Genomic DNA, 22,412 nt, shown 5'->3' with positions numbered 1-22,412 from the left:
TCGGTTCGTTATGGGTGGGGTAAATCAGCGGCCGAGTTCGCGTACCAGCGAGTCGGCGCTGATTTCGCTGATGCTCTTGGCACCGGTGAGCACCATGGCCACGCGCATTTCCTTGTCGATCAATTCCAGCAGATTGCTCACACCCGCGCCGCCGGCCGCGGCCAGGGCGTAGACGAAGGCGCGGCCGAGCATCACGGTGTCGGCGCCGAGGGCGAGCATGCGCACCACGTCGAGGCCGGTGCGGATGCCGGAGTCGGCGAGGATCTTCAGCTCGCCCTTCACCGCGTCGGCGATGGCCGGCAGGGCGCGGGCGCTGGAGAGCACGCCGTCGAGCTGGCGGCCGCCGTGGTTGGAGACGACGATGCCGTCGGCGCCGAAGGTGACCGCGTCACGGGCGTCCTCGGGGTCGAGGATGCCCTTGATGACCATGGGGCCGTCCCAGAATTCGCGGATCCACTCCAGGTCCTTCCAGGAGATCGACGGGTCGAAGTTGGCGCCGAGCCAGCCGATGTAGTCGGCCAGGCCCGTGGGGTTGCCCCGGTAGGTGGAGATGTTGCCGAGGTCGTGGGGCTTGCCCAGCAGGCCGACGTCCCAGGCCCAGGCGGGATGGGTCATGGCTTGCAGCACGCGGCGCATGGCGGCGTTGGGGCCGCTCATGCCGGAGTGGGCGTCGCGGTAGCGGGCGCCGGGCACGGGCATGTCGACGGTGAACACCAGGGTGGTGACGCCGGCGGCCTTGGCGCGCTCCAGGGCGTTCCTCATGAAGCCGCGGTCCTTCAGCACGTAGAGCTGGAACCACATGGGGCGCTGGATGGCCGGGGCCACTTCCTCGATGGGGCACACCGAGACGGTGGAGAGGGTGAAGGGGATGCCCTTGTCCGCTGCCGCCTTGGCCGCCTGCACTTCGCCGCGACGGGCGTACATGCCGGTGAGGCCCACCGGGGCCAGGGCCACCGGCATGGCGAGGGTCTCGCCGAACAGCTGGGTCTCGAGGCTCAGCTCGGACATGTTCTTCAGCACGCGCTGGCGCAGGGCGATGCCGGAGAGGTCCTCGACGTTGCGCCGCATCGTGTACTCGGCGTAGGCGCCGCCATCGATGTAGTGGAACAGGAAGGGCGGCAGCTTGCGCTGGGCGGCGGCGCGGTAGTCGGTGGAGGCGGAGATGATCATGGGGTCCCTACCGTTGAATGAAAGAAGCGTGGCACGTTGCGAGGGGCGAGCGAGCTAGAGCGAGACAAGGCGGAAATGGCCGAGGGAGCGGAGCCTACGACTGTAGGTGAGCATCTCCGAGGCCATTTCCAACGCCGTATCGCCGACGCGCAGCCGATCAGGGCACGGTCAGTGGACCAGCATGCCGGTGAAGACATAGGCCTGCGCCAGGGTGATCAGGCCGACGAAGGCGGCGAAGATCAGGCTGTGCTTCAGGGTGAAGCGGAACAGGTCCGATTCCTTGCCGACCATCCCGGTGGCGGCGCAGGCCACGGCGATGGACTGCGGCGAGATCATCTTGCCGGTCACGCCGCCGCTGGTGTTGGCGGCCACCAGCAGGGTGTCGTTGACGCCGATCTGGTGCGCAGTGGTGGATTGCAGGGAGCTGAACAGTGCGTTGGACGAGGTGTCCGAGCCGGTCAGGAAGACCCCCAGCCAGCCAAGGAAGGGCGAGAAGAACGGGAAGGCCGCACCGGTGCCGGCGAGGACCAGCGCCAGGGTGGTGGACATGCCCGAGTAGTTGGTGACGAAGGCGAAGGCCAGCACCATGCCGATGGAGAGGATCGGCCACTTCAGCTCGACCAGGGTTTCGCCAAAAGTGGTCAGACCATTTTTAACATTGACCTTGAGTACCAGCATCGACAGCAGCGCGGAGAAGAAGATCGCGGTGCCGGTGGCGGAGATCGGGTCCAGCTTGAACACTGCCGGCATGGCCGTGGTGGCCGCGACGATGGGCGCGCCTTTGAGGACCAACTGGTCCAGGTGCGGGATGGCGAACATGAAGACGAACTGCTCCAGCGCGCCACCCGGGGCGAACATCGCCTTGAAGGGCTTGAGGGTCCAGATGGTCACCAGCACGGTGAGGATCAGGAAGGGCGACCAGGCCTTGAGGATCTCGCCGAAGCTGTAGGGCGAAGGCTCGGTGCTGCGCGGGCCGCCGAAGCCGCCGAGAACCGCTGCGCCGCCGGATACGCCGGCCACTTCGGTGCTCCGCGCGCTGGCGGGCTGCCAGACCTTGAGGAACAGGGTCAGGGATACCAGGCTGACCAGGGCGGAGGTGATGTCCGGCAGCTCCGGGCCGATGAAGTTGGAGGTGAAGTACTGGGTGATGGCGAAGCTGCCGCCGGCCACCAGGGCGGCGGGCCAGGTTTCCTTCACGCCGCGCCAGCCGTCCATCATCGCCACCAACCAGAAGGGCACGAGGATCGACAGGAAGGGCAGTTGGCGGCCGGTCATGGCGCCGATCTTGAACGCGTCGATGCCGGTGACCTGGCCCGCGACGATGATCGGGATGCCCAGGGCGCCGAAGGCCACCGGTGCGGTGTTGGCGATCAGGCACAGGCCGGCGGCGTAGAGCGGGTTGAAGCCCAGGCCCACCAGCAGCGCGGCGGTGATGGCCACGGGGGCGCCGAAGCCGGCCGCACCTTCGAGGAAGGCGCCGAAGGAGAAGCCGATCAGCAGCACCTGCAGGCGCTGGTCACCGGTGATCGACAGCACCGAGCTGCGGATCACTTCGAACTGGCCGCTCTTGACCGTGAGTTTGTAGAGGAACACCGCCGCGACGATGATCCAGGCGATCGGCCAGAGGCCGTAGGCGAAACCGTAGCCGGCCGCGGCGAAGGCCATGTCGGCGGGCATGTTGAAGGCGAAGATGGCAACGGCAAGTGCCAGCGCCAGGGTAATGGTGCCGGCGATGTGACCCTTGAGGCGGAACACGGCGAGGGCGAGGAAGAAGAACACGATCGGGATCACGGCGACGGCAGCGGACAGGCCGAGGCTGCCGAGAGGGGTGTAGATCTGTTGCCATGCTTGCATGGTGGTTGGCTCCGTAATTGTTTTTGGAGTGCCTGTGGGCCGTCCGGGTAGGCGCGACGCTTTTGGCGTTGCAGCAGGCATTGGCCGGATCTGGCGTACTTCGTCGAAATTGGTAATACCAATTTACAAAATCGACGGCTCAGGGTAAAAGTCTTACCGTGCGCATGTCAATTTCCTGTCCTACAACTTTGGTCGAGAGGGTTGTGATCGGGCTTTTCTTGTGCGCCGGACGGGGGCTGGTTAGGCTGCCGCCGGATATGCGCGGGCTACCGCGCCAGACTGCCCGGATGGGCTGTGGAAAAGAGGCGGGAGGGGTATGGGATTTGGTCAGGTGCGTCAGCGCCGTCTGTCGGATGACATCGTCAGTCACCTGGAGTCGATGATCCTCGAAGGTACCCTGAAGGCCGGTGAGCGGCTGCCTGCGGAACGCCTGCTGGCGGAGCAGTTCGGGGTGTCCCGGCCGTCGCTGCGCGAGGCGATCCAGAAGCTGGTGGCCAAGGGTTTGCTGATCAGCCGCCAGGGCGGCGGCAACTATGTGTCCGCCGAGCTGGGCTCCACCTTCAGCGATCCGTTGCTGTCGCTGCTGGAAGGCAACCCGGATGCCCAGCGCGACCTGCTGGAGTTCCGCCACACGCTGGAGGGTTCATGCGCCTTCTATGCGGCGCAGCGCGCGACCTCGGTCGATCACGAACGCCTGCGCGAAGCCTTCGAGACGCTGCAGGCCTGCTACACGCCCGGCAGCAAGGCGACCCGGGAAGAGGAGGGTGCCGCCGATGCGCGCTTCCACCTGGCGATCGCCGAAGCCAGCCACAACGCCGTGCTGCTGCACACCATCCGCGGCTTGTTCGAACTGCTCAAGCACAACGTGGTCACCAATATTGGAGGCATGTACCTGCAGCGCGGCGAGACCCGCGACATGCTGATGAGGCAGCACCGGGCGTTGTTCGAGGCGATCGTCGAGCGACGTGCCGAGGAGGCGCGGGAAATCTCGCACCAGCACATCGATTACGTGCAGGAGGTCTTGGCGGAAGGGCAGCTGGAAGCGCTACGGATGGAACGCGCGCAACGCAGGCAGGGAATCTGAAGCATCAGCCTTGCGGCTGGAGCGGCGACCGGCGTGGGTCGGCGCTCAGTCTTCCTTGCCTTTGGTGCGCATGACGCGGGCGATCTCGCGATCGGAGTCGCGCTCCTTCTCGGTGGCGCGCTTGTCGAATTCCTTCTTGCCCTTGACCAGTGCGATCTCGCACTTGACCAGGTGGGCCTTCCAGTAGAGCGACAGTGCCACGCAGGCATAACCCTTCTGCTGGACCGCGCCGATCAGCTTGCTCAGTTCGCGCTTGTGCAGCAGCAGTTTGCGCGTACGGACCGGGTCGGCGATCACGTGGGTGCTGGCGGTTTTCAGGGGCGTGAAGTGGCTGCCGAGCAACCAGGCTTCGCCGTCCTTGAGCAACACGTAGCTGTCCACCAGTTGGGCTTTGCCGGCGCGCAGACTCTTGACCTCCCAGCCTGCGAGAGCCATGCCGGCCTCGAAGCGCTGTTCGACGAAGTAGTCATGCAGAGCCTTCTTGTTCTGCGCGATGGTGCCTTGGGGATGTTTCTTTTGCTTAGCCATAGGCGCGGCATTATAGGGAGTCCCAGGCGAGGCCGCTACGGCGGCGTAGGCTTGAGCGCGAGGGGTGAATCCCTGACAATGCGCGCTCTTTTTTTGACCAGCCGTGTTGCTCGCTCCGGCGCAGCCGACTGACCGACGTTCAGAGGCCCAGATGACCACCCATATCCAGCGCTCCGCTCTGCTGCCGTACCCTGCGCAGGCGCTCTACGATCTGGTCAACGACGTGGCGAGATACCCCGAGTTCCTGCCCTGGTGCTCCTCCAGCGAAGTGCTGGAAGTGAGCGAAACCGAGATGGTCGCCAGCCTCGGTGTGGCCAAGGGCGGGCTCAGTCAGCGCTTCGTCACCCGCAACCGGCTGGTACCGGGGCAGGTGATCGAAATGAACCTGGAAGAAGGCCCATTCAGCGAGCTGCACGGCGTGTGGAACTTCAAGGCGCTGGGCGAGAAGGCCTGCAAGATCAGCCTGGATCTGTCGTTCGACTACGCCGGCCCCATCGTCAAGGCGACCCTCGGGCCGCTGTTCAATCAGGCCGCGAATACCCTGGTCGACGCTTTCTGTCAGCGGGCCAAGCAGCTTCATGGCTGAGTCGATCGGTATCGAAGTCGTCTGTGCGCTGGCCGATCGTCAGCGCTTGCTGAGCCTGGAGGTGGCCGTGGGCGCTACGGCGCGTGCGGCAGTGATGGCGTCAGGGCTGGCGGCGGAGTTCCCCGAGCTGGATCTGGCCACCTGCCCGCTGGGAATTTTTGGCAAGGCGCTGGCCAATCCCGAGTCGCGTGTGCTGGAGGAGGGGGATCGCATCGAGATCTACCGCCCGCTGCTCGCCGACCCGAAGGAAGTGCGCAAGCTCCGCGCGGCCCGTGCCGCCCAGACGCGGTCGGGAGAGGAATAAGGCGGCGGATTGCATAACAGGCGCCCATGAAAAAGCCCGGAACCAGTCCGGGCTTTTTTCTGCGCAGTGATTACTGCGGCGAGGTTTCCAGCGGCTCGGGCGTGGGCACCGGTACGGTTTCCACCTGGTCCACTTCCTTCTGGATCTGCTCGAGCAGCGAGCCGGGCTTCGGCTTCTCTTCCTGCTGTTGCTGGGCAGGCTTCTCGCTCTTCACTTCGGTGCTGCCGTCGCTGCCGAGAATGGCTTCGTCGCGGCTCACGCCAGGCATGAAGTCACCGGCCAGGCCGACCAGTTGGTCGCTGCCGTCGAACACCAGGCTGACGCGCTCCTGCTGGCGCTCACCGCCGCCGGGCTGGATGCTGTAGAGGTAATCCCAACGGTTGGCGTGGAAGGTGTCGGTGATCAGCGGGTTGCCCATGATAAACCTCACTTGTCGCCGGGTCATTCCGGGCTTCAACTGGTCTATCATGTCCTGCGTCACGACATTGCCCTGCTGGATGTCGATTTTGTAAACCCCGGGGAATGAACAGCCGGCGAGTGCGACCAGACCTGCGAAGGTGAGGCTGGTCAGCAAGAGCTTGGTGTTTTGCATCGGTGGGTGACTTCCACTATCTTGGCTGGGCAACGAAAATCCGATCATACCCGCATTAAGGGAAGCTGCGAAGCAGCGTCCACGAGAAAGCTGACCATGGTTGAAAATAACGAACTTCGCAAAGCCGGCCTCAAGGTGACCCTGCCTCGAGTCAAGATCCTGCAGATGCTTGACTCCACCGAGCAGCGCCACATGAGTGCCGAAGATGTCTACAAGGCACTGATGGAGGCGGGTGAGGACGTGGGGTTGGCGACTGTCTACCGCGTGCTGACCCAATTCGAGGCTGCCGGTCTCGTGGTGCGCCACAACTTCGATGGCGGCCACGCCGTCTTCGAGCTGGCCGACGGCGGCCACCACGACCATATGGTCTGTGTCGATAGCGGTGAAGTGATCGAGTTCTTCGATACCGAGATCGAGAAACGCCAGAAAGAGATCGTCAAGGAGCATGGCTTCGAGCTGGTCGATCACAATCTGGTGCTGTACGTGCGCAAGAAAAAATAAGCGCGCTGCCAGCCAGAAACGAAAGAAGGCGACCCTCGGGTCGCCTTCTTCGTTTTCGCGCATTGGGAAGTCAGCCCTGGGCGCTGGTGATCATTTTCCTGGCGTGGGCGATGGATTCGTCGGTGAGGTCGAGTCCGCCAAGCATGCGCGCGATCTCCTCGATGCGCGCGGCTTCGGTGAGGTTGGAGACGGCGGTGCGGGTTTCCTTGCTGCCGCGCAGCTTGTGCACGAACAGGTGGTTGTGACCCTGTGCTGCTACCTGCGGCAAGTGGGTGACGGTGAGCACTTGGCCGCGCTCGCCGAGGCGGCGCAGCAGTTGCCCGACCACTTCGGCGGTGGGGCCGCCGATGCCCACGTCCACTTCGTCGAAGACCAGGGTCGGTACCCGTGAGGTCTGGGCGGTGATCACCTGGATGGCCAAGCTGATACGCGAGAGTTCGCCACCCGAGGCGACCTTCGCCAGTGCCTTGAGGGGTTGGCCGGGGTTGGCGCTGACCAGGAACTCGACCTGCTCCATGCCGTTGGCCTGCGGATCCTGTGCCGGCAACGGGTGCAGCTCGACGGTGAAGCGCCCGCCGGGCATGCCCAGACGCTGCATTTCCACCTCTACGGCCTTGGCCAGCTTGCCGGCGGATTTGCCGCGCAGTTTGCTCAGCTCCGCCGCCTTGGTCTGGTAGTGACGGGTGTAGGACTCGAGTTCTTCGGTCAGGCGCTCGACGGCTTCGTCGTCCGCATTCAGGGCTTCGATCTCTTCCAGTAGGGATTGCTGCAGGTTGGCCAGCTCGCTCGGGTGTACGCGGTGCTTGCGTGCCAGCGTATAGATGCTGTCGAGGCGCTCTTCCAGTTGCTGCTGGCGCTGAGGGTCGGCGTCGAAGTGGTCGATGAAGCGGTTGATCTCGCCAACCGCTTCCTCCACCTGGATCTGGGCGCTGGCCAGCAGGTTGACGGCTTCGGCGATGGCGCCCTGCTGGGTGTTGAAGGCGGTGAGGCGGTTGAGGCTGGAGGTGAGGGCGCTGAGTACGTTGCCCGCATCGCTTTCGCTGCACATGTCCAGCACCTGGCGGCAGCCGGCGAGCAGGCTCTCGGCGTTGGAGAGGTTCTTGTGCTCCTGCTCCAGCTGATCGAGTTCGGATTCGCCGAGGGCGAGGTTTTCCAGTTCCTCCAACTGGTAGCTGAGCAACTGGTGGCGGGCGCGCTGTTCTTCGCCGCTGCGGGACAGGCGCTCCAGCTCCTGGCGGGTCTGCTTCCAGCGCTGCGCGGCGAGCTGGACCTGGCGGGCCAGTTCGCTGGCGCTGGCGAATTCGTCGAGCAGGCGGCGGTGGGTGTCGAGCTTGAGCAGGGACTGGTGCTCGTGCTGGCTGTGGATGTCGATCAGCAGCTCGCCGAGGGTCTTGAGGTCGCCCTGGGGGCAGGGGGTGCCATTTATATAGGCGCGCGAGCGGCCTTCGGCGGTGATGACCCGGCGCAGGATGCAGGGGCCGTCGTTGTCCAGGTCGCGCTCGGCGAGCCAGGTGCGGGCCTCGGGGATGTCGTGGAGGTCGAAGCTGGCGAGGATGTCGGCCTTGTCCGCGCCGGGGCGCACTACGCCGCTGTCGGCGCGGTCGCCCAGGGTCAGGCCGAGTGCGTCGAGCATGATCGACTTGCCTGCACCGGTCTCGCCGGTGATCACCGACATGCCGCCGGCGAGTTCGAGATCGAGGTGTTCGACGATGGCGTAGTTGTGAACGGAAAGGTGGACCAGCATGGCGGCACTCCCAGGGCGATGGCTGGGTATTTATACAGTGTTTGTTTTCCGCCTGACAATCACCCCTCCCCCTTGAACCGACAAATTGCGACCCCATATAGGCGGACAGATCGCCGGGTTATGCCCCGGCCCGTTTTTGAAAGGAGGAACGCATGGCTGACGAACAGACCCTGGATAATCAGAACCCTGAAGCGAACGCTGCTGCCGAAGGCGCCGCTGGCGACGATCTGGCGGTTCGTGTGCAGACGCTGGAAGAGCAACTGGCTGCCGCCCAGGATCAGTCCCTGCGCGTTGCCGCCGAATTGCAGAACATCCGCCGCCGTGCAGAGCAGGATGTGGAAAAGGCGCACAAGTTCGCGCTGGAAAAATTCGCCAATGACCTGCTGCCGGTGGTGGACAGCCTCGAGCGTGGTCTGGAGCTGACCGCGGCCGATGACGAGTCGATCAAGCCGGTGCGTGAGGGCATGGAACTGACTCTCAAGCTGTTCCACGACACCCTCAAGCGCTACCAGCTGGAAGCGGTCGACCCGCACGGTGCGCCGTTCAACCCGGAGCACCACCAGGCCATGGCAATGCAGGAAAGCACCCACGTGGAGCCCGGCAGCGTGCTGAAGGTGTTCCAGAAGGGCTACCTGCTGAACGGTCGCCTGCTGCGCCCCGCCATGGTGGTGGTCAGCAAGGCTCCGAGTGAAGCGCCGCCGTCCATCGACGAGCAGGCTTGAAATCCGGCCTCCGGCCCCCATTTGTTAGTTCAAGCGTTTTTATGCTGCCGCGGCCAGTGAAACGGGGTCTCGGCAAATCCAAAGTTTCGGGAGAGAGAATATGGGCAAAATCATCGGTATCGACCTGGGGACCACCAACTCCTGCGTGGCTATCCTGGAGAACGGTAACGTCAAGGTGATCGAGAACGCCGAAGGCACTCGTACCACCCCGTCGATCATCGCTTACACCAACGATGGCGAGATCCTTGTCGGCCAGTCCGCCAAGCGCCAGGCGGTAACCAACCCGCACAACACCCTGTACGCCGTGAAGCGCCTGATCGGTCGTCGCTTCGAAGAAGACGTCGTGCAGAAAGACATCAAGATGGTTCCCTACAAGATCGCCAAGGCCGACAACGGTGACGCCTGGGTCGAAGTGAAGGGCCAGAAGATGGCACCGCCGCAGATTTCCGCAGAAGTGCTGAAGAAGATGAAGAAAACCGCCGAAGACTACCTCGGCGAGACCGTGACCGAAGCGGTGATCACCGTTCCGGCCTACTTCAACGACAGCCAGCGCCAGGCTACCAAGGACGCCGGTCGTATCGCCGGTCTGGACGTCAAACGCATCATCAACGAACCGACTGCGGCTGCGCTGGCCTATGGCATGGACAAGGCCAAGGGCGACCACACCGTGATCGTCTATGACCTGGGCGGCGGTACCTTCGACGTGTCGGTGATCGAGATCGCCGAAGTCGACGGCGAGCACCAGTTCGAGGTTCTGGCCACCAACGGCGACACCTTCCTGGGTGGTGAGGACTTCGACATCCGCCTGATCGACTACCTCGTCGACGAGTTCAAGAAAGAGTCCGGCATGGACCTGAAGGGCGATCCCCTGGCCATGCAGCGCCTGAAAGAGGCTGCCGAGAAGGCCAAGATCGAGCTGTCCTCCAGCCAGCAGACCGACGTCAACCTGCCGTACATCACTGCAGACCAGACCGGTCCGAAGCACCTGAACGTGAAGATTTCCCGCGCCAAGCTGGAAGCCCTGGTCGAAGACCTGGTCGCTCGTACCATCGAGCCGTGCCGTATCGCGCTGAAGGATGCTGGCCTGGATGTGGGTGATATCCACGAAGTGATTCTGGTCGGCGGCCAGACCCGCATGCCGCTGGTGCAGAAGCAGGTTGCCGATTTCTTCGGCAAGGAAGCGCGTAAGGACGTCAACCCGGACGAAGCCGTGGCCATCGGTGCCGCCATCCAGGGCGCCGTATTGTCCGGCGATGTGAAGGACGTGCTGCTGCTCGACGTTTCCCCGCTGACCCTGGGTATCGAAACCCTGGGTGGCGTGATGACCGCGCTGATCGAGAAGAACACCACCATCCCGACCAAGAAGTCGCAGGTGTTCTCGACCGCCGACGACAACCAGTCCGCCGTGACCATTCACGTGCTGCAGGGCGAGCGCAAGCAGGCCGCGCAGAACAAGTCCCTGGGCAAGTTCGACCTGGCCGAGATTCCGCCGGCGCCCCGTGGTGTGCCGCAGGTCGAGGTGACCTTCGACATCGACGCCAACGGCATCCTGCACGTGTCCGCCAAGGACAAGGCCACCGGCAAGCAGCAGTCCATCGTGATCAAGGCCAACTCCGGCCTGTCCGAGGACGAAATCCAGCAGATGGTGCGTGACGCCGAGGCCAATGCCGAGGAGGATCGCAAGTTCGAGGAGCTGGCCGCCGCCCGTAACCAGGGTGATGCGTTGGTCCATGCGACCCGCAAGATGGTCACCGAGGCTGGCGACAAGGCCACTGCCGACGAGAAGGCTGCCATCGAGAAGGCGCTGGGTGAGCTGGAAGTTGCTGTCAAGGGCGACGACAAGGCCGAGATCGAAGCCAAGATGAATGCCCTGTCCCAGGCTTCCACTCCGCTGGCGCAGAAGATGTACGCCGAACAGCCCCAGGCTGGCGAAGGTGCTCCGGCCGGCGACGACAAGGCATCCGACGATGCCGTCGACGCCGAGTTCGAAGAGGTCAAGGACAACAAGTAAGCATCAGGCTTGCTTGCTCTCCTGCCTGCGGGGCCTGGCCCCGCAGGTTGATGCGCCGCGCGGGAGCTTGCTCCCGCGTCGGCGTGTCTGGAGGGCGCAAAATTTGAAGAGTGTGAGAACCAATGGCTAAACGTGACTTTTACGAAATCCTCGGTGTCGAGCGGGGCGCCAGCGAGGCTGAGCTGAAGAAGGCTTATCGTCGTCTGGCCATGAAATACCACCCGGACCGCAATCCGGACGACAAGGCGGCTGAAGAGAAATTCAAGGAGGCCAACGAGGCCTACGAAGTGCTCTCCGACGCCAGCAAGCGTGCCGCGTACGACCAGTACGGCCACGCCGGCGTCGATCCGCAGATGGGGGCAGGTGGTGGCGCAGGCTTCGGCGGCGCCAGCTTCTCCGACATCTTTGGCGACGTGTTCAGCGACTTCTTCGGCGGCCAGCGCGGCGGTCAGCGTGGCGGTGCCCAGCGTGGCAGCGATCTGCGCTACACCCTGGAGCTGGACCTGGAAGAAGCGGTTCGCGGTACCACCGTCACCATTCGCGTGCCGACCCTGGTCAACTGCAAGACCTGTGAAGGCTCCGGCGCCAAGAAGGGCACCAGCCCGGTGACCTGCACCACCTGTGGCGGCATCGGCCAGGTGCGGATGCAGCAGGGCTTCTTCTCGGTGCAGCAGACCTGCCCGCGTTGCCATGGCACCGGCAAGATGATTTCCGACCCCTGTGGCAGCTGCCACGGCCAGGGGCGTGTGGAAGAGCACAAGACCCTGTCGGTGAAAGTGCCGGCTGGCGTCGATACCGGCGATCGCATCCGTCTTTCGGGCGAAGGCGAAGCGGGCGCAATGGGCGGCCCGGCTGGTGATCTCTATGTCGTGGTCAATGTGCGCGAGCACCCGATCTTCCAGCGCGACGGCAAGCACCTCTATTGCGAAGTGCCGATCAGCTTCGCCGACGCCGCCCTGGGTGGTGAGCTGGAAGTGCCGACCCTCGACGGTCGTGTGAAGCTGAAGATCCCCGAGGCGACCCAGACCGGCAAATTGTTCCGCCTGCGCGGCAAGGGCGTGGCCCCGGTGCGCGGTGGTGGTGCGGGCGACCTGATGTGCCGCGTGGTGGTCGAAACGCCGGTGAACCTCGATAAGCGCCAGCGCGAGCTCCTCGAGGAGTTCCGCAAGAGCCTGCAGAACGACGGCTCCCACTCGCCCAAGGCCAGCAGCTGGTTCGAAGGCATGAAGCGCTTCTTCGGCGATCTTTGATATCCCGGCCCCAACTGCAGGCGCAGGCTCCAGGAGCGGCGCCTGCGGCTCGGGGCTTGCAGCTTGGAGCTTTGGTTATGCGACGTATTGCAGTGATGGGCGCCGCTGGGCGCATGGGCAAGATCCTGATCGAAGCGGTGCAGCAGACCGGCGGTAGCGCTGGCCTGACCGCGGCGATCGATCGCCCGGACAGCACCCTGGTGGGTGCCGATGCCGGCGAGCTGGCCGGCCTGGGCCGTATCGGTGTGCCGCTGTCGGGCGACCTGGCCAAGGTGGTCGACGAGTTCGACGTGCTGATCGACTTCACCCACCCGACCGTGACCCTGAAGAACCTGGAAGTCTGCCGCAAGGCCGGCAAGGCCATGGTCATCGGCACCACCGGTTTCAGTGCTCAGGAAAAGGAGCTGCTGGGCGTTGCGGCAAAGGAGATCCCGATCGTCTTCGCTGCCAACTACAGCGTGGGCGTGAACCTCTGCCTGAAGCTGCTCGACACGGCCGCCCGGGTGCTGGGTGACGATGTGGATATCGAGATCATCGAAGCCCACCACCGCCACAAGGTGGATGCGCCGTCCGGCACCGCGCTGCGCATGGGTGAGGTCGTCGCCAGTGCATTGGGTCGTGATCTGGAAAAAGTGGCCGTTTACGGTCGCGAGGGTCAGACCGGTGCCCGTCCGCGCGAAACCATCGGTTTCGCCACCGTGCGCGCCGGCGATGTGGTCGGTGACCACACTGTGCTGTTCGCCGCCGATGGCGAGCGCGTGGAGATCACCCACAAGGCCTCGAGCCGCATGACCTTCGCCCGTGGCGCGGTTCGCGCGGCCGCTTGGCTGGAAGGGCGGGAAGCGGGCCTCTACGATATGCAGGATGTGCTCGGCCTGCGCTGAGACTGCCGAAAGGTCCTACTCCACGGTGGACCGTAAAAGGCCTTTCCTGTAAGCTGCAGCTTTAGTGTGTCCACTAAAAGTTACGCAGAATGGCTCAGATAAAAAAGCGGGGTGACGGTTCAAAACGTCATCCCGCTTTTTTACAACCTGCGTTTGCTTCAGCCTTGATCTACGGGAGGTCTTCTTGACTAAGCCAGCCATACTCGCGCTTGCCGACGGCAGCATTTTCCTCGGTGAATCCATCGGGGCCGACGGCCAGACCATCGGAGAGGTGGTGTTCAACACCGCCATGACCGGCTACCAGGAAATCCTCACCGATCCTTCCTATGCCCAGCAAATCGTTACCCTGACCTATCCCCATATCGGCAACACCGGCACCACGCCGGAAGACGCCGAGTCCGATCGCGTCTGGGCTGCCGGCCTGATCATCCGTGATCTGCCGCTGCTGGCCAGCAACTGGCGTAACAAGCAATCGCTGCCCGACTACCTGGAAGCCAATGGCACCGTCGCCATCGCCGGTATCGATACCCGCCGCCTGACCCGCATCCTGCGCGAGAAAGGTTCGCAGAACGGCTGCATCCTCACCGGTGAAGGCGCCACTGCCGAGAAGGCGCTGGAACTGGCGCGCAGCTTCCCTGGCCTGAAGGGCATGGACCTGGCCAAGGTGGTCAGCTGCACCGAGCGCTATGAGTGGCGCTCCGGCATCTGGGACCTGAAAACCGACAGCCACCCGGAAATCCCCGCCAGCGAACTGCCCTACCACGTGGTGGCGTTCGACTACGGCGTGAAGCTGAACATCCTGCGCATGCTGGTCGACCGTGGCTGCCGCCTGACCGTGGTCCCCGCGCAGACCCCGGCCAGCGAAGTGCTGGCACTGGATCCCGATGGCGTGTTCCTGTCCAACGGCCCTGGCGACCCCGAGCCCTGCGACTACGCCATCGCGGCGATCAAGGAAATCCTCGAGACCGAGATTCCGGTCTTCGGCATCTGCCTCGGCCACCAGTTGCTGGCCCTGGCGTCCGGCGCCAAGACCCTGAAGATGGGCCACGGCCACCATGGTGCCAACCACCCCGTCCAGGACTTGGACAGCGGCGTGGTCATGATTACCAGCCAGAACCACGGTTTCGCCGTGGACGAGACCAGCCTGCCGGCCAATGTCCGCCCCATCCACAAGTCGCTGTTCGACGGCACCCTGCAGGGTATCGAACGTACCGATAAGGAAGCCTTCAGCTTCCAGGGACACCCGGAGGCGAGCCCCGGCCCCCACGATGTGGCCCCGCTGTTCGACCGCTTCATCGAAGCCATGGCCAAGCGCCGCTAAGCCTGCCGACTGACCCAAGGATTCGAGTGAGTAAAAATGCCTAAACGTACAGATATCAAAAGCATCCTGATCCTCGGCGCCGGCCCGATCGTCATCGGCCAGGCCTGCGAGTTCGACTACTCCGGCGCTCAGGCCTGCAAGGCCCTGAAGGAAGAGGGTTACCGCGTCATCTTGGTGAACTCCAACCCGGCCACCATCATGACCGACCCGGCCATGGCCGACGCCACCTACATCGAGCCGATCAAGTGGGCCACCGTGGCCAAGATCATCGAGAAGGAGCGCCCCGACGCACTGCTGCCGACCATGGGTGGCCAGACCGCGCTGAACTGCGCGCTGGACCTGGAAAAGCACGGCGTGCTGGAGAAGTTCGGCGTCGAGATGATCGGTGCCAACGCCGACACCATCGACAAGGCCGAAGACCGCTCGCGCTTCGACAAGGCCATGAAGGACATCGGCCTGGCCTGTCCGGTTTCCGGCATTGCCCACAACATGGAAGAAGCCTACGGCGTGCTGGAGAAGGTGGGCTTCCCCTGCATCATCCGTCCGTCCTTCACCATGGGCGGCACCGGCGGCGGCATCGCCTACAACCGTGAAGAGTTCGAGGAAATCTGCGCCCGCGGCCTGGATCTGTCGCCGACCAGCGAACTGCTGATCGACGAATCGCTGATCGGCTGGAAGGAATACGAGATGGAGGTGGTCCGCGACAAGAAGGACAACTGCATCATCGTCTGCTCCATCGAGAACTTCGACCCGATGGGCGTGCACACCGGTGACTCCATCACCGTGGCCCCGGCCCAGACCCTGACCGACAAGGAATACCAGATCCTGCGCAACGCCTCCCTGGCCGTGCTGCGCGAGATCGGCGTCGAGACCGGCGGTTCCAACGTCCAGTTCGGCATCTGCCCGAACACCGGCCGCATGGTCGTAATCGAGATGAACCCGCGCGTATCGCGTTCGTCGGCACTGGCCTCCAAGGCCACCGGCTTCCCGATCGCCAAGATCGCCGCCAAGCTGGCCGTCGGCTACACCCTGGACGAACTGTCCAACGACATCACCGGCGGCCGTACCCCGGCGTCCTTCGAGCCGGCCATCGACTACGTGGTCACCAAGGTGCCGCGCTTCGCCTTCGAGAAGTTCCCAAAGGCCGACGCCCGCCTGACCACCCAGATGAAGTCCGTCGGTGAAGTCATGGCCATCGGCCGTACCTTCCAGGAGTCCATGCAGAAAGCCCTGCGCGGTCTGGAAGTCGGCGTTGCCGGTTTCGATCCGAAGCTGGACCTGAACGACCCGGAAGCCGAAAGCACCCTGCGTCGCGAACTGACCGTGCCCAGCGCCGACCGTATCTGGTACGTGGCCGACGCTTTCCGCGCCGGCAAGACCATCGCCGAAGTGTTCGAGCTGACCCGTATCGACGAGTGGTTCCTGGTGCAGATCGAGGACCTGATCAAGGATGAGGCGACTGTACAGACCCTCGGCCTGTCCGCCATCGACCGCGACCTGATGTTCAAGCTCAAGCGCAAGGGCTTCTCCGATGCGCGCCTGGCCAAGCTGCTCGGTGTTTCCGAGAAGAGCCTGCGTGCCCATCGCCACAAGCTCAAGGTGCTGCCGGTGTACAAGCGCGTGGACACCTGCGCCGCTGAGTTCGCTACCGATACCGCCTACATGTACTCGACCTATGAGGAAGAGTGCGAGGCGAACCCGTCGAGCCGCGAGAAGATCATGATCCTCGGTGGTGGCCCCAACCGTATCGGCCAGGGCATCGAGTTTGACTACTGCTGCGTACACGCGGCACTGGCCATGCGTGAAGACGGTTACGAGACCATCATGGTCAACTGCAACCCGGAAACCGTCTCCACCGACTACGACACCTCCGACCGCCTGTACTTCGAGCCGGTGACCCTGGAAGACGTGCTGGAAATCGTCCGTGTCGAGCAGCCGAAGGGCGTGATCGTCCAGTACGGCGGCCAGACTCCGCTGAAGATCTGCCGCGCCCTGGAAGAGGCCGGCGTGCCGATCATCGGTACCAGCCCCGAGGCCATCGACCGTGCCGAGGACCGCGAGCGCTTCCAGCAGATGGTTCAGCGTCTCGGTCTGCGCCAGCCGGCCAACGCCACTGCCCGCAGCGAAGACGAGGCCCTGGCCCTGTCGAAGAACATTGGCTACCCGATGGTGGTGCGCCCGTCCTACGTACTGGGCGGCCGGGCGATGGAAATCGTCTACCAGGAAGAAGAGCTCAAGCGCTACATGCGTGAAGCGGTGAAGGTCTCCAACGACAGCCCGGTGCTGCTGGATCGCTTCCTCAACTGCGCCATCGAGGTGGACGTGGATGCGGTGAGCGACGGCGAGAGCGTCGTGATCGGCGCGATCATGCAGCACATCGAACAGGCTGGCGTGCACTCCGGTGACTCCGCCTGCTCGCTGCCGCCGTATTCGCTGCCCAAGCACATCCAGGACGAGATCCGTGACCAGGTCAAGAAAATGGCCTTGGAGCTCGGTGTCGTCGGCCTGATGAACGTGCAGATGGCCGTGCAGGGCGAAGACATCTTCGTGATCGAAGTGAACCCGCGTGCTTCCCGTACCGTGCCGTTCGTCTCCAAGTGCGTTGGCGAGTCCCTGGCCAAGGTGGCTGCACGCGTCATGGCGGGCAAGAGCCTGGCCGAGGCCGGCTACCAGGAAGAAATCATCCCGCCGTTCTTCAGCGTCAAGGAAGCAGTCTTCCCGTTCGCCAAGTTCCCGGGCGTCGACCCGATCCTCGGCCCGGAAATGAAGTCCACCGGTGAAGTGATGGGCGTAGGCGACAGCTTCGGCGAGGCCTTCGCCAAGGCGCAGCTGGGTGCCAGCGAGATTCTGCCGAACTCCGGTTGCGCGTTCATCAGCGTCCGCGAAGACGACAAGCCGGAAGCCGTTCAGGTGGCACGTGACCTGGTCGCGCTGGGCTTCGAAGTGGTCGCTACCGCCGGTACCGCCAAGGTGATCGAGGCTGCCGGCCTGCCGGTGCGCCGCGTCAACAAGGTGACCGAGGGTCGTCCCCATGTCGTTGACATGATCAAGAACGATGAGGTTACCCTAATCATCAACACCACCGAGGGGCGCCAGTCGATTGCTGACTCCTACTCGATTCGTCGTAACGCCCTGCAGCACAAGATCTACTGCACCACCACCATCGCGGCGGGGCAGGCGGTTTGTGAAGCGCTCAAGTTCGGTCCCGAGAAGACCGTTCGCCGGCTGCAGGATCTGCATGCAGGGATCAAGGCATGAACAAGTACCCCATGACTGTCCAGGGCGCTCGCGCCCTGGAAGAGGAGCTGGCGCATCTGACCAAGGTCATGCGCCCGCAACTGAGCCAGGCCATCGGTGAGGCGCGCGAGCTGGGCGACCTCAAGGAGAACGCCGAGTACCACGCCGCGCGCGAGCAGCAAGGCATGGTCGAGGCGCGTATCCGTGACATCGAGGGGCGCCTGCAGAACTCGGTGATCATCGACGTCACCACCATCGCCCATACCGGCAAGGTGATCTTCGGCACCACGGTGGATATCGCTAACGTGGAAACCGACGAGACAGTGACCTACCAGATCGTTGGTGAAGACGAAGCCGACATCAAGCAAGGCAAGCTGTCGGTGGGCTCGCCCATCGCCCGTGCGCTGGTAGGTAAGGAAGAGGGCGACATCGTCGTGGTGAAAACCCCGAGCGGCCTGATCGAGTACGAGATCGTCGAGGTCCGTCATATCTGATCGTCGGCGGTTTCGCGCGGCTTCAGCCAGTTGGCAGCTGGCCCAGACATTCTGGGTCGGTGGCCTCTGGCTTTTGCACTTCGTCGTGATACCCACCCTGGAGCGCGTTGGTCTTGCGCCACTGCTGGTGGAGGAGGTCTCGCGCAGCCTCACGCCGTTGCTGGTGGCCTTCACTGCTTTCTGCGTGCTGGTTCAGGGTGTGGTTCTGGTCCAGATCGAAGGCGTGCGCAGTCTGCAGCGTGACTCCCGTGGGCAGCTGCTGATAGCCGTTCTGGCGATGTCGGTGGTGTTCATGCTGGTGAACCAGGTGCAGCCCGGCGCCATGCGCTGGTTGGCGTTCAACTACCTGGTGCTGGCATTTTGCGGCGCCTTGCTGGTCATCCAGCCGGTGCCGGGTGATAAAGCTCGGGCGCGCTGAGCGCGCCACGGGCATCAGCCTGGGCTATCAGAGCCCGCTGTAGCGGCTGATATTGGAGAGGTTGCGGTTCGGCTTGGGGTTGCGGCGATAGACCAGCGCCATCTTGCCGATGATCTGGACCAGCTCGCATTTTCCAGTGCTGCAGAGTTCTTCGATCAGCGCGCGGCGATCGTCACGCTCAGTGATGCGGAACTGCACCTTGATCAGCTCGTGATCGTTGAGTGCGCGATCCAGCTCGGCGAGCACGCCTTCGGTCAAACCATTTTCAGCCACGATCAATACCGGTTTCAGGTGGTGGCCGATAGATTTGTATTGCTTCTTGTGCTCCTGAGAGAGCGCCATAATCAGACCCCTGCGAAAAAAGGCTGCCAGTTTACCCGAGTGACTTCGGGGCGCACAGCCGAATGCGAGTCTCCTGTGGCCCGCTCCAAGACTAGTCAGCGTTGGCTGAAAGAGCATGTTGCTGGTTTGGAGCGTCTCCACTGAAGGTGTGGCTTTCCCGGGAGCCTCGGTTTGGTGGGAAAGTCTCCGGCGGGCCTTGTGATTTTCGTTATGGCCCCAATATCGGGTGCAGGGTCGTGGCGCTGCGCTTGAGGTGCATCTGTCTCGACGTCCGCCTACGGGTGTTGAGGTAGTTGGCAGTGGGTGGACGTGCAAGCGGCTTTTGTCGTGTCGGCGCTCCAGTGAGCAATAGGTGCTCGCGCGCGGCTTTTGCGGGGAATAGACTGCAACGGTCGGCCTGTTTTTCGGTCTCAATGCACGGGCTCGGGTGTGTGACGAGCGCCATGGCTTCATAAAGGGTTACAGACGGCGCCTGCCAGGGGTGGGGGTTGTATAGTAAGTTAGGCCGGTTGATAACCAGCCGTCATGCGGGGCGCGTCCCAGGACGGGATCTGCTCCAGAGGGTAGCTAATTGAACGATATGGCAAAGAATCTCATCCTGTGGCTGATCATCGCCGCCGTGCTGGTCACGGTGATGAACAACTTCTCCAGCCCGAGCGAACCGCAGACGCTGAACTATTCCGACTTCATCGGTCAGGTGAAGGAAGGCAAGGTCGAGCGTGTCACGGTCGACGGCTTCGTCATTACCGGTAAGCGGAATGACGGCGACTCCTTCAAGACCATTCGTCCGGCTATCCAGGATGGCGGACTGATCGGCGACCTGATCGACAACAACGTGATCATCGAAGGCAAGCAGCCCGAGCAGCAGAGCATCTGGACCCAGTTGCTCGTTGCCAGCTTCCCGATCCTGGTGATCATTGCGGTATTCATGTTCTTCATGCGGCAGATGCAGGGCGGCTCAGGCGGCCGCGGCGGCCCCATGAGCTTCGGCAAGAGCAAGGCGCGCCTGCTCTCGGAAGACCAGGTGAAAACCACCCTGGCCGACGTCGCAGGCTGCGACGAAGCCAAGGAAGAAGTGGGCGAGCTGGTCGAGTTCCTGCGTGACCCGGGCAAGTTCCAGCGCCTGGGTGGCCGTATCCCCCGCGGCGTGCTGATGGTCGGCCCGCCCGGTACCGGTAAGACCCTGCTGGCCAAGGCCATTGCGGGTGAAGCCAAGGTGCCGTTCTTCACCATCTCCGGTTCCGACTTCGTCGAGATGTTCGTCGGCGTGGGTGCATCCCGTGTCCGCGACATGTTCGACCAGGCCAAGAAGCATGCTCCCTGCATCATCTTCATCGACGAGATCGACGCAGTCGGCCGTCATCGTGGTGCCGGCCTGGGTGGCGGTCACGACGAGCGCGAGCAGACCCTCAACCAGTTGCTGGTGGAGATGGACGGCTTCGAGATGAACGACGGCATCATCGTGATCGCCGCGACCAACCGTCCGGACGTACTGGACCCGGCGCTGCTGCGCCCGGGCCGCTTCGACCGCCAGGTGGTGGTTGGCCTGCCGGACATCCGTGGCCGCGAGCAGATTCTCAAAGTGCACATGCGCAAGGTGCCGATGGGGGATGACGTCGACGCCGGCGTAATCGCTCGTGGTACTCCCGGCTTCTCCGGAGCTGACCTGGCCAACCTGGTCAACGAGGCCTCGCTTTTCGCTGCGCGCGTCAACAAGCGCATCGTTGAGATGAAGGAATTCGAGCTGGCCAAGGACAAGATCATGATGGGCGCCGAGCGCAAATCCATGGTCATGTCCGAGAAAGAGAAACTCAACACTGCTTACCACGAGGCTGGCCATGCCATCGTCGGGCGTGTGGTTCCCGAGCATGACCCGGTTTACAAGGTTTCCATCATCCCGCGCGGCCGTGCCCTGGGTGTGACCATGTTCCTCCCGGAGGAGGATCGCTACAGCCTCTCCAAGCGTGCGCTGATCAGCCAGGTCTGCTCGCTGTTCGGTGGTCGTATCGCCGAGGAGATGACTCTGGGCTTCGATGGTGTGACCACTGGGGCCTCCAACGACATCATGCGCGCCACCCAGATCGCCAAGAACATGGTGACCAAGTGGGGCCTGTCCGAGAAACTCGGCCCGCTGATGTATGCGGAAGAAGAGGGTGAAGTCTTCCTCGGCCGTAGCGCGGGTGGCCAGCACTCCAGTGTGTCGGCGCAGACCGCGCAGCTGATCGACCAGGAAGTGCGCAGCATCATCGACCACTGCTACGCCACGGCGAAGCAGATTCTCGTGGAGAACCGCGACAAGCTGGACATGATGGCCGAGGCGTTGATGAAGTTCGAAACCATCGATGCCGAGCAGATCGACGACATCATGGCAGGTCGTCCGGCTCGCGAGCCCAAGGATTGGGAGGGTGGCCCGGGTGCCTCCTCCGGCAAGCCTGCTCCCCGTGAGGAAGCGCCGCGTCCGGAGAACCCGATCGGCGGCCCTGCTGGCGAACACTAAGGTTCCTAGATGAGCTCCACGCAGTACCTGACCCGGTTGCCTTGCGGCAACCGGGTTCTTGATTTGAGCCGCCCGCACGTGATGGGCATTCTCAATGTCACCCCTGATTCCTTCTCCGACGGCGGGCGCTTCAGCCAGCGCGATGCGGCGCTGCGCCACGCTGCCGAGATGGTGGCGGCCGGTGCTACGCTCATCGATGTGGGTGGCGAGTCGACTCGGCCGGGCGCGCGGGCGGTATCACCGTCCGAGGAGCTGGAGCGTGTCGCCCCCGTGGTGGAGGCGATATCCCGCGAGCTGGATGTGGTGGTTTCCCTGGATACCTCCACGCCGGCAGTCATGCGCGAGGGTGCACGGCTTGGTGCTGGCCTGATCAACGATGTGCGTTCGCTGCGGCGTGATGGGGCGCTGGATGCGGCGGCCGATACCGGCCTGCCGGTCTGCCTCATGCACATGTTGGGCGAGCCGGGCACCATGCAGCAGAATCCCCAGTACCGTGATGTGACTGGCGAGGTGGGTGAGTTCCTTGCTGCGCGCATGGCGGCTTGTGTGGCTGTGGGCATCCCTGCTGAGCGCATCGTGCTGGATCCGGGTTTCGGCTTCGCCAAAACCTTTGAACACAACCTGAGCCTGTTCAGGCGCCTCGAAGAGTTGCTGGGGCTCGGGCGCCCCCTGCTTGTCGGCGTTTCGCGCAAGAGCATGGTTGGGCAGGCGCTGGGTCGAGATGTCGACAAGCGGCTTTACGGCAGTCTGGCCCTGGCCGCCCTGGCGGTGGCCAAGGGTGCATGCATCCTGCGGGTGCATGATGTGGCCGAGACTGTCGATGTCGTACGTATGATCGCCGCGGTAAATTCGGCGGAATAAGAAACACGGAGC

Annotated in this window: 20 protein-coding genes; 14 read left to right on the top strand and 6 right to left on the bottom strand. The window is 63.6% G+C overall.

The features are described from left to right. Positions 1-24 precede the first annotated feature (24 nt). Positions 25-1,170: an FMN-dependent L-lactate dehydrogenase LldD gene (lldD, locus tag PSm6_RS06435; RefSeq protein ID WP_021222340.1), complete on the bottom strand. Its 1,146-nt coding sequence runs from the start codon at positions 1,168-1,170 to the stop codon at positions 25-27. A gap of 168 nt (positions 1,171-1,338) precedes the next feature. Continuing rightward, entirely contained in the window at positions 1,339-3,024 is a 1,686-nt protein-coding gene (locus PSm6_RS06430; RefSeq protein WP_265169794.1) for a lactate permease LctP family transporter, read from the bottom strand. A gap of 316 nt (positions 3,025-3,340) precedes the next feature. Here PSm6_RS06430 and PSm6_RS06425 point away from each other — a divergent pair, with 316 nt between their 5' ends. Next, positions 3,341-4,108: an FCD domain-containing protein gene (locus tag PSm6_RS06425; RefSeq protein WP_043245388.1), complete on the top strand. Its 768-nt coding sequence runs from the start codon at positions 3,341-3,343 to the stop codon at positions 4,106-4,108. Positions 4,109-4,153: 45 nt separating this feature from the next. Here PSm6_RS06425 and smpB read toward each other — a convergent pair whose 3' ends face one another. Continuing rightward, a complete protein-coding gene (gene smpB / locus PSm6_RS06420; RefSeq protein ID WP_021222337.1) occupies positions 4,154-4,636 on the bottom strand; it encodes an SsrA-binding protein SmpB in 483 nt (160 codons plus the stop codon). Between the two features lie 151 nt (positions 4,637-4,787). Between smpB and PSm6_RS06415 the strand changes: the two genes are divergently transcribed. After that, the gene (locus PSm6_RS06415; RefSeq protein ID WP_021222336.1) at positions 4,788-5,222 is read left to right on the top strand and encodes a type II toxin-antitoxin system RatA family toxin; all 435 of its coding nucleotides are present in this window, start codon (positions 4,788-4,790) and stop codon (positions 5,220-5,222) included. Beyond that, positions 5,215-5,526, top strand: a complete 312-nt coding sequence (locus PSm6_RS06410; protein ID WP_021222335.1) for an RnfH family protein — start codon at positions 5,215-5,217, stop codon at positions 5,524-5,526. Before PSm6_RS06415 ends, PSm6_RS06410 begins: the two co-directional genes overlap by 8 nt. Before the next feature lie 70 nt (positions 5,527-5,596). On the opposite strand, the gene PSm6_RS06405 is transcribed toward PSm6_RS06410, so the two are convergent. Further along, complete coding sequence (locus tag PSm6_RS06405) at positions 5,597-6,118, bottom strand: outer membrane protein assembly factor BamE (protein WP_043245389.1); 522 nt, start codon at positions 6,116-6,118, stop codon at positions 5,597-5,599. A gap of 96 nt (positions 6,119-6,214) precedes the next feature. On the opposite strand from PSm6_RS06405, the gene fur reads away from it, so the two are divergent. Continuing rightward, positions 6,215-6,619 carry a ferric iron uptake transcriptional regulator gene (gene fur, locus PSm6_RS06400; protein WP_021222333.1) on the top strand — a complete coding sequence of 135 codons (405 nt, stop codon included), beginning with the start codon at positions 6,215-6,217 and terminating at the stop codon, positions 6,617-6,619. 70 nt (positions 6,620-6,689) lie between these two features. Here fur and recN read toward each other — a convergent pair whose 3' ends face one another. Further along, positions 6,690-8,363 carry a DNA repair protein RecN gene (gene recN / locus PSm6_RS06395; protein ID WP_021222332.1) on the bottom strand — a complete coding sequence of 558 codons (1,674 nt, stop codon included), beginning with the start codon at positions 8,361-8,363 and terminating at the stop codon, positions 6,690-6,692. Between the two features lie 152 nt (positions 8,364-8,515). Here recN and grpE point away from each other — a divergent pair, with 152 nt between their 5' ends. The 8 genes from grpE (at position 8,516) to PSm6_RS06355 (ending at position 18,700) form a co-directional block, all read left to right on the top strand. Then, positions 8,516-9,085, top strand: coding sequence for a nucleotide exchange factor GrpE (gene grpE / locus PSm6_RS06390; RefSeq protein ID WP_021222331.1), 570 nt, complete (start codon positions 8,516-8,518; stop codon positions 9,083-9,085). Between the two features lie 100 nt (positions 9,086-9,185). Then, positions 9,186-11,096, top strand: a complete 1,911-nt coding sequence (gene dnaK, locus PSm6_RS06385; RefSeq protein ID WP_021222330.1) for a molecular chaperone DnaK — start codon at positions 9,186-9,188, stop codon at positions 11,094-11,096. 122 nt (positions 11,097-11,218) lie between these two features. Further along, positions 11,219-12,346: a molecular chaperone DnaJ gene (gene dnaJ, locus PSm6_RS06380; RefSeq protein WP_021222329.1), complete on the top strand. Its 1,128-nt coding sequence runs from the start codon at positions 11,219-11,221 to the stop codon at positions 12,344-12,346. A gap of 77 nt (positions 12,347-12,423) precedes the next feature. Then, positions 12,424-13,230 (top strand): 4-hydroxy-tetrahydrodipicolinate reductase, encoded by an 807-nt coding sequence (dapB, locus tag PSm6_RS06375; RefSeq protein ID WP_265169789.1) that lies wholly within the window; start codon positions 12,424-12,426, stop codon positions 13,228-13,230. Between the two features lie 184 nt (positions 13,231-13,414). Further along, positions 13,415-14,551 (top strand): glutamine-hydrolyzing carbamoyl-phosphate synthase small subunit, encoded by a 1,137-nt coding sequence (gene carA, locus PSm6_RS06370; RefSeq protein ID WP_265169788.1) that lies wholly within the window; start codon positions 13,415-13,417, stop codon positions 14,549-14,551. 36 nt (positions 14,552-14,587) lie between these two features. Then, entirely contained in the window at positions 14,588-17,809 is a 3,222-nt protein-coding gene (gene carB, locus PSm6_RS06365; protein ID WP_184491066.1) for a carbamoyl-phosphate synthase large subunit, read from the top strand. Next, positions 17,806-18,282, top strand: a complete 477-nt coding sequence (gene greA / locus PSm6_RS06360) for a transcription elongation factor GreA (RefSeq protein ID WP_031288836.1) — start codon at positions 17,806-17,808, stop codon at positions 18,280-18,282. Before carB ends, greA begins: the two co-directional genes overlap by 4 nt. Beyond that, a complete protein-coding gene (locus PSm6_RS06355; RefSeq protein ID WP_043245232.1) occupies positions 18,275-18,700 on the top strand; it encodes a hypothetical protein in 426 nt (141 codons plus the stop codon). Before greA ends, PSm6_RS06355 begins: the two co-directional genes overlap by 8 nt. A 27-nt stretch (positions 18,701-18,727) precedes the next feature. Here PSm6_RS06355 and PSm6_RS06350 read toward each other — a convergent pair whose 3' ends face one another. Continuing rightward, a complete protein-coding gene (locus PSm6_RS06350) occupies positions 18,728-19,042 on the bottom strand; it encodes a YhbY family RNA-binding protein (RefSeq protein ID WP_021222233.1) in 315 nt (104 codons plus the stop codon). 580 nt (positions 19,043-19,622) lie between these two features. Here PSm6_RS06350 and ftsH point away from each other — a divergent pair. Both ftsH and folP read left to right on the top strand, forming a co-directional pair. Continuing rightward, positions 19,623-21,539: an ATP-dependent zinc metalloprotease FtsH gene (gene ftsH, locus PSm6_RS06345; protein WP_021222234.1), complete on the top strand. Its 1,917-nt coding sequence runs from the start codon at positions 19,623-19,625 to the stop codon at positions 21,537-21,539. Between the two features lie 9 nt (positions 21,540-21,548). Continuing rightward, positions 21,549-22,400 carry a dihydropteroate synthase gene (gene folP, locus PSm6_RS06340; RefSeq protein WP_265169784.1) on the top strand — a complete coding sequence of 284 codons (852 nt, stop codon included), beginning with the start codon at positions 21,549-21,551 and terminating at the stop codon, positions 22,398-22,400. The last annotated feature ends 12 nt before the right edge of the window (positions 22,401-22,412 follow it).

This window comes from Pseudomonas solani (genome assembly GCF_026072635.1).
GTDB classification, from domain to species: Bacteria; Pseudomonadota; Gammaproteobacteria; order Pseudomonadales; family Pseudomonadaceae; genus Metapseudomonas; species Metapseudomonas solani.
Note: the sequence above shows the minus strand (reverse complement) of the source record. Positions and strands in the feature narration are given on the sequence as shown.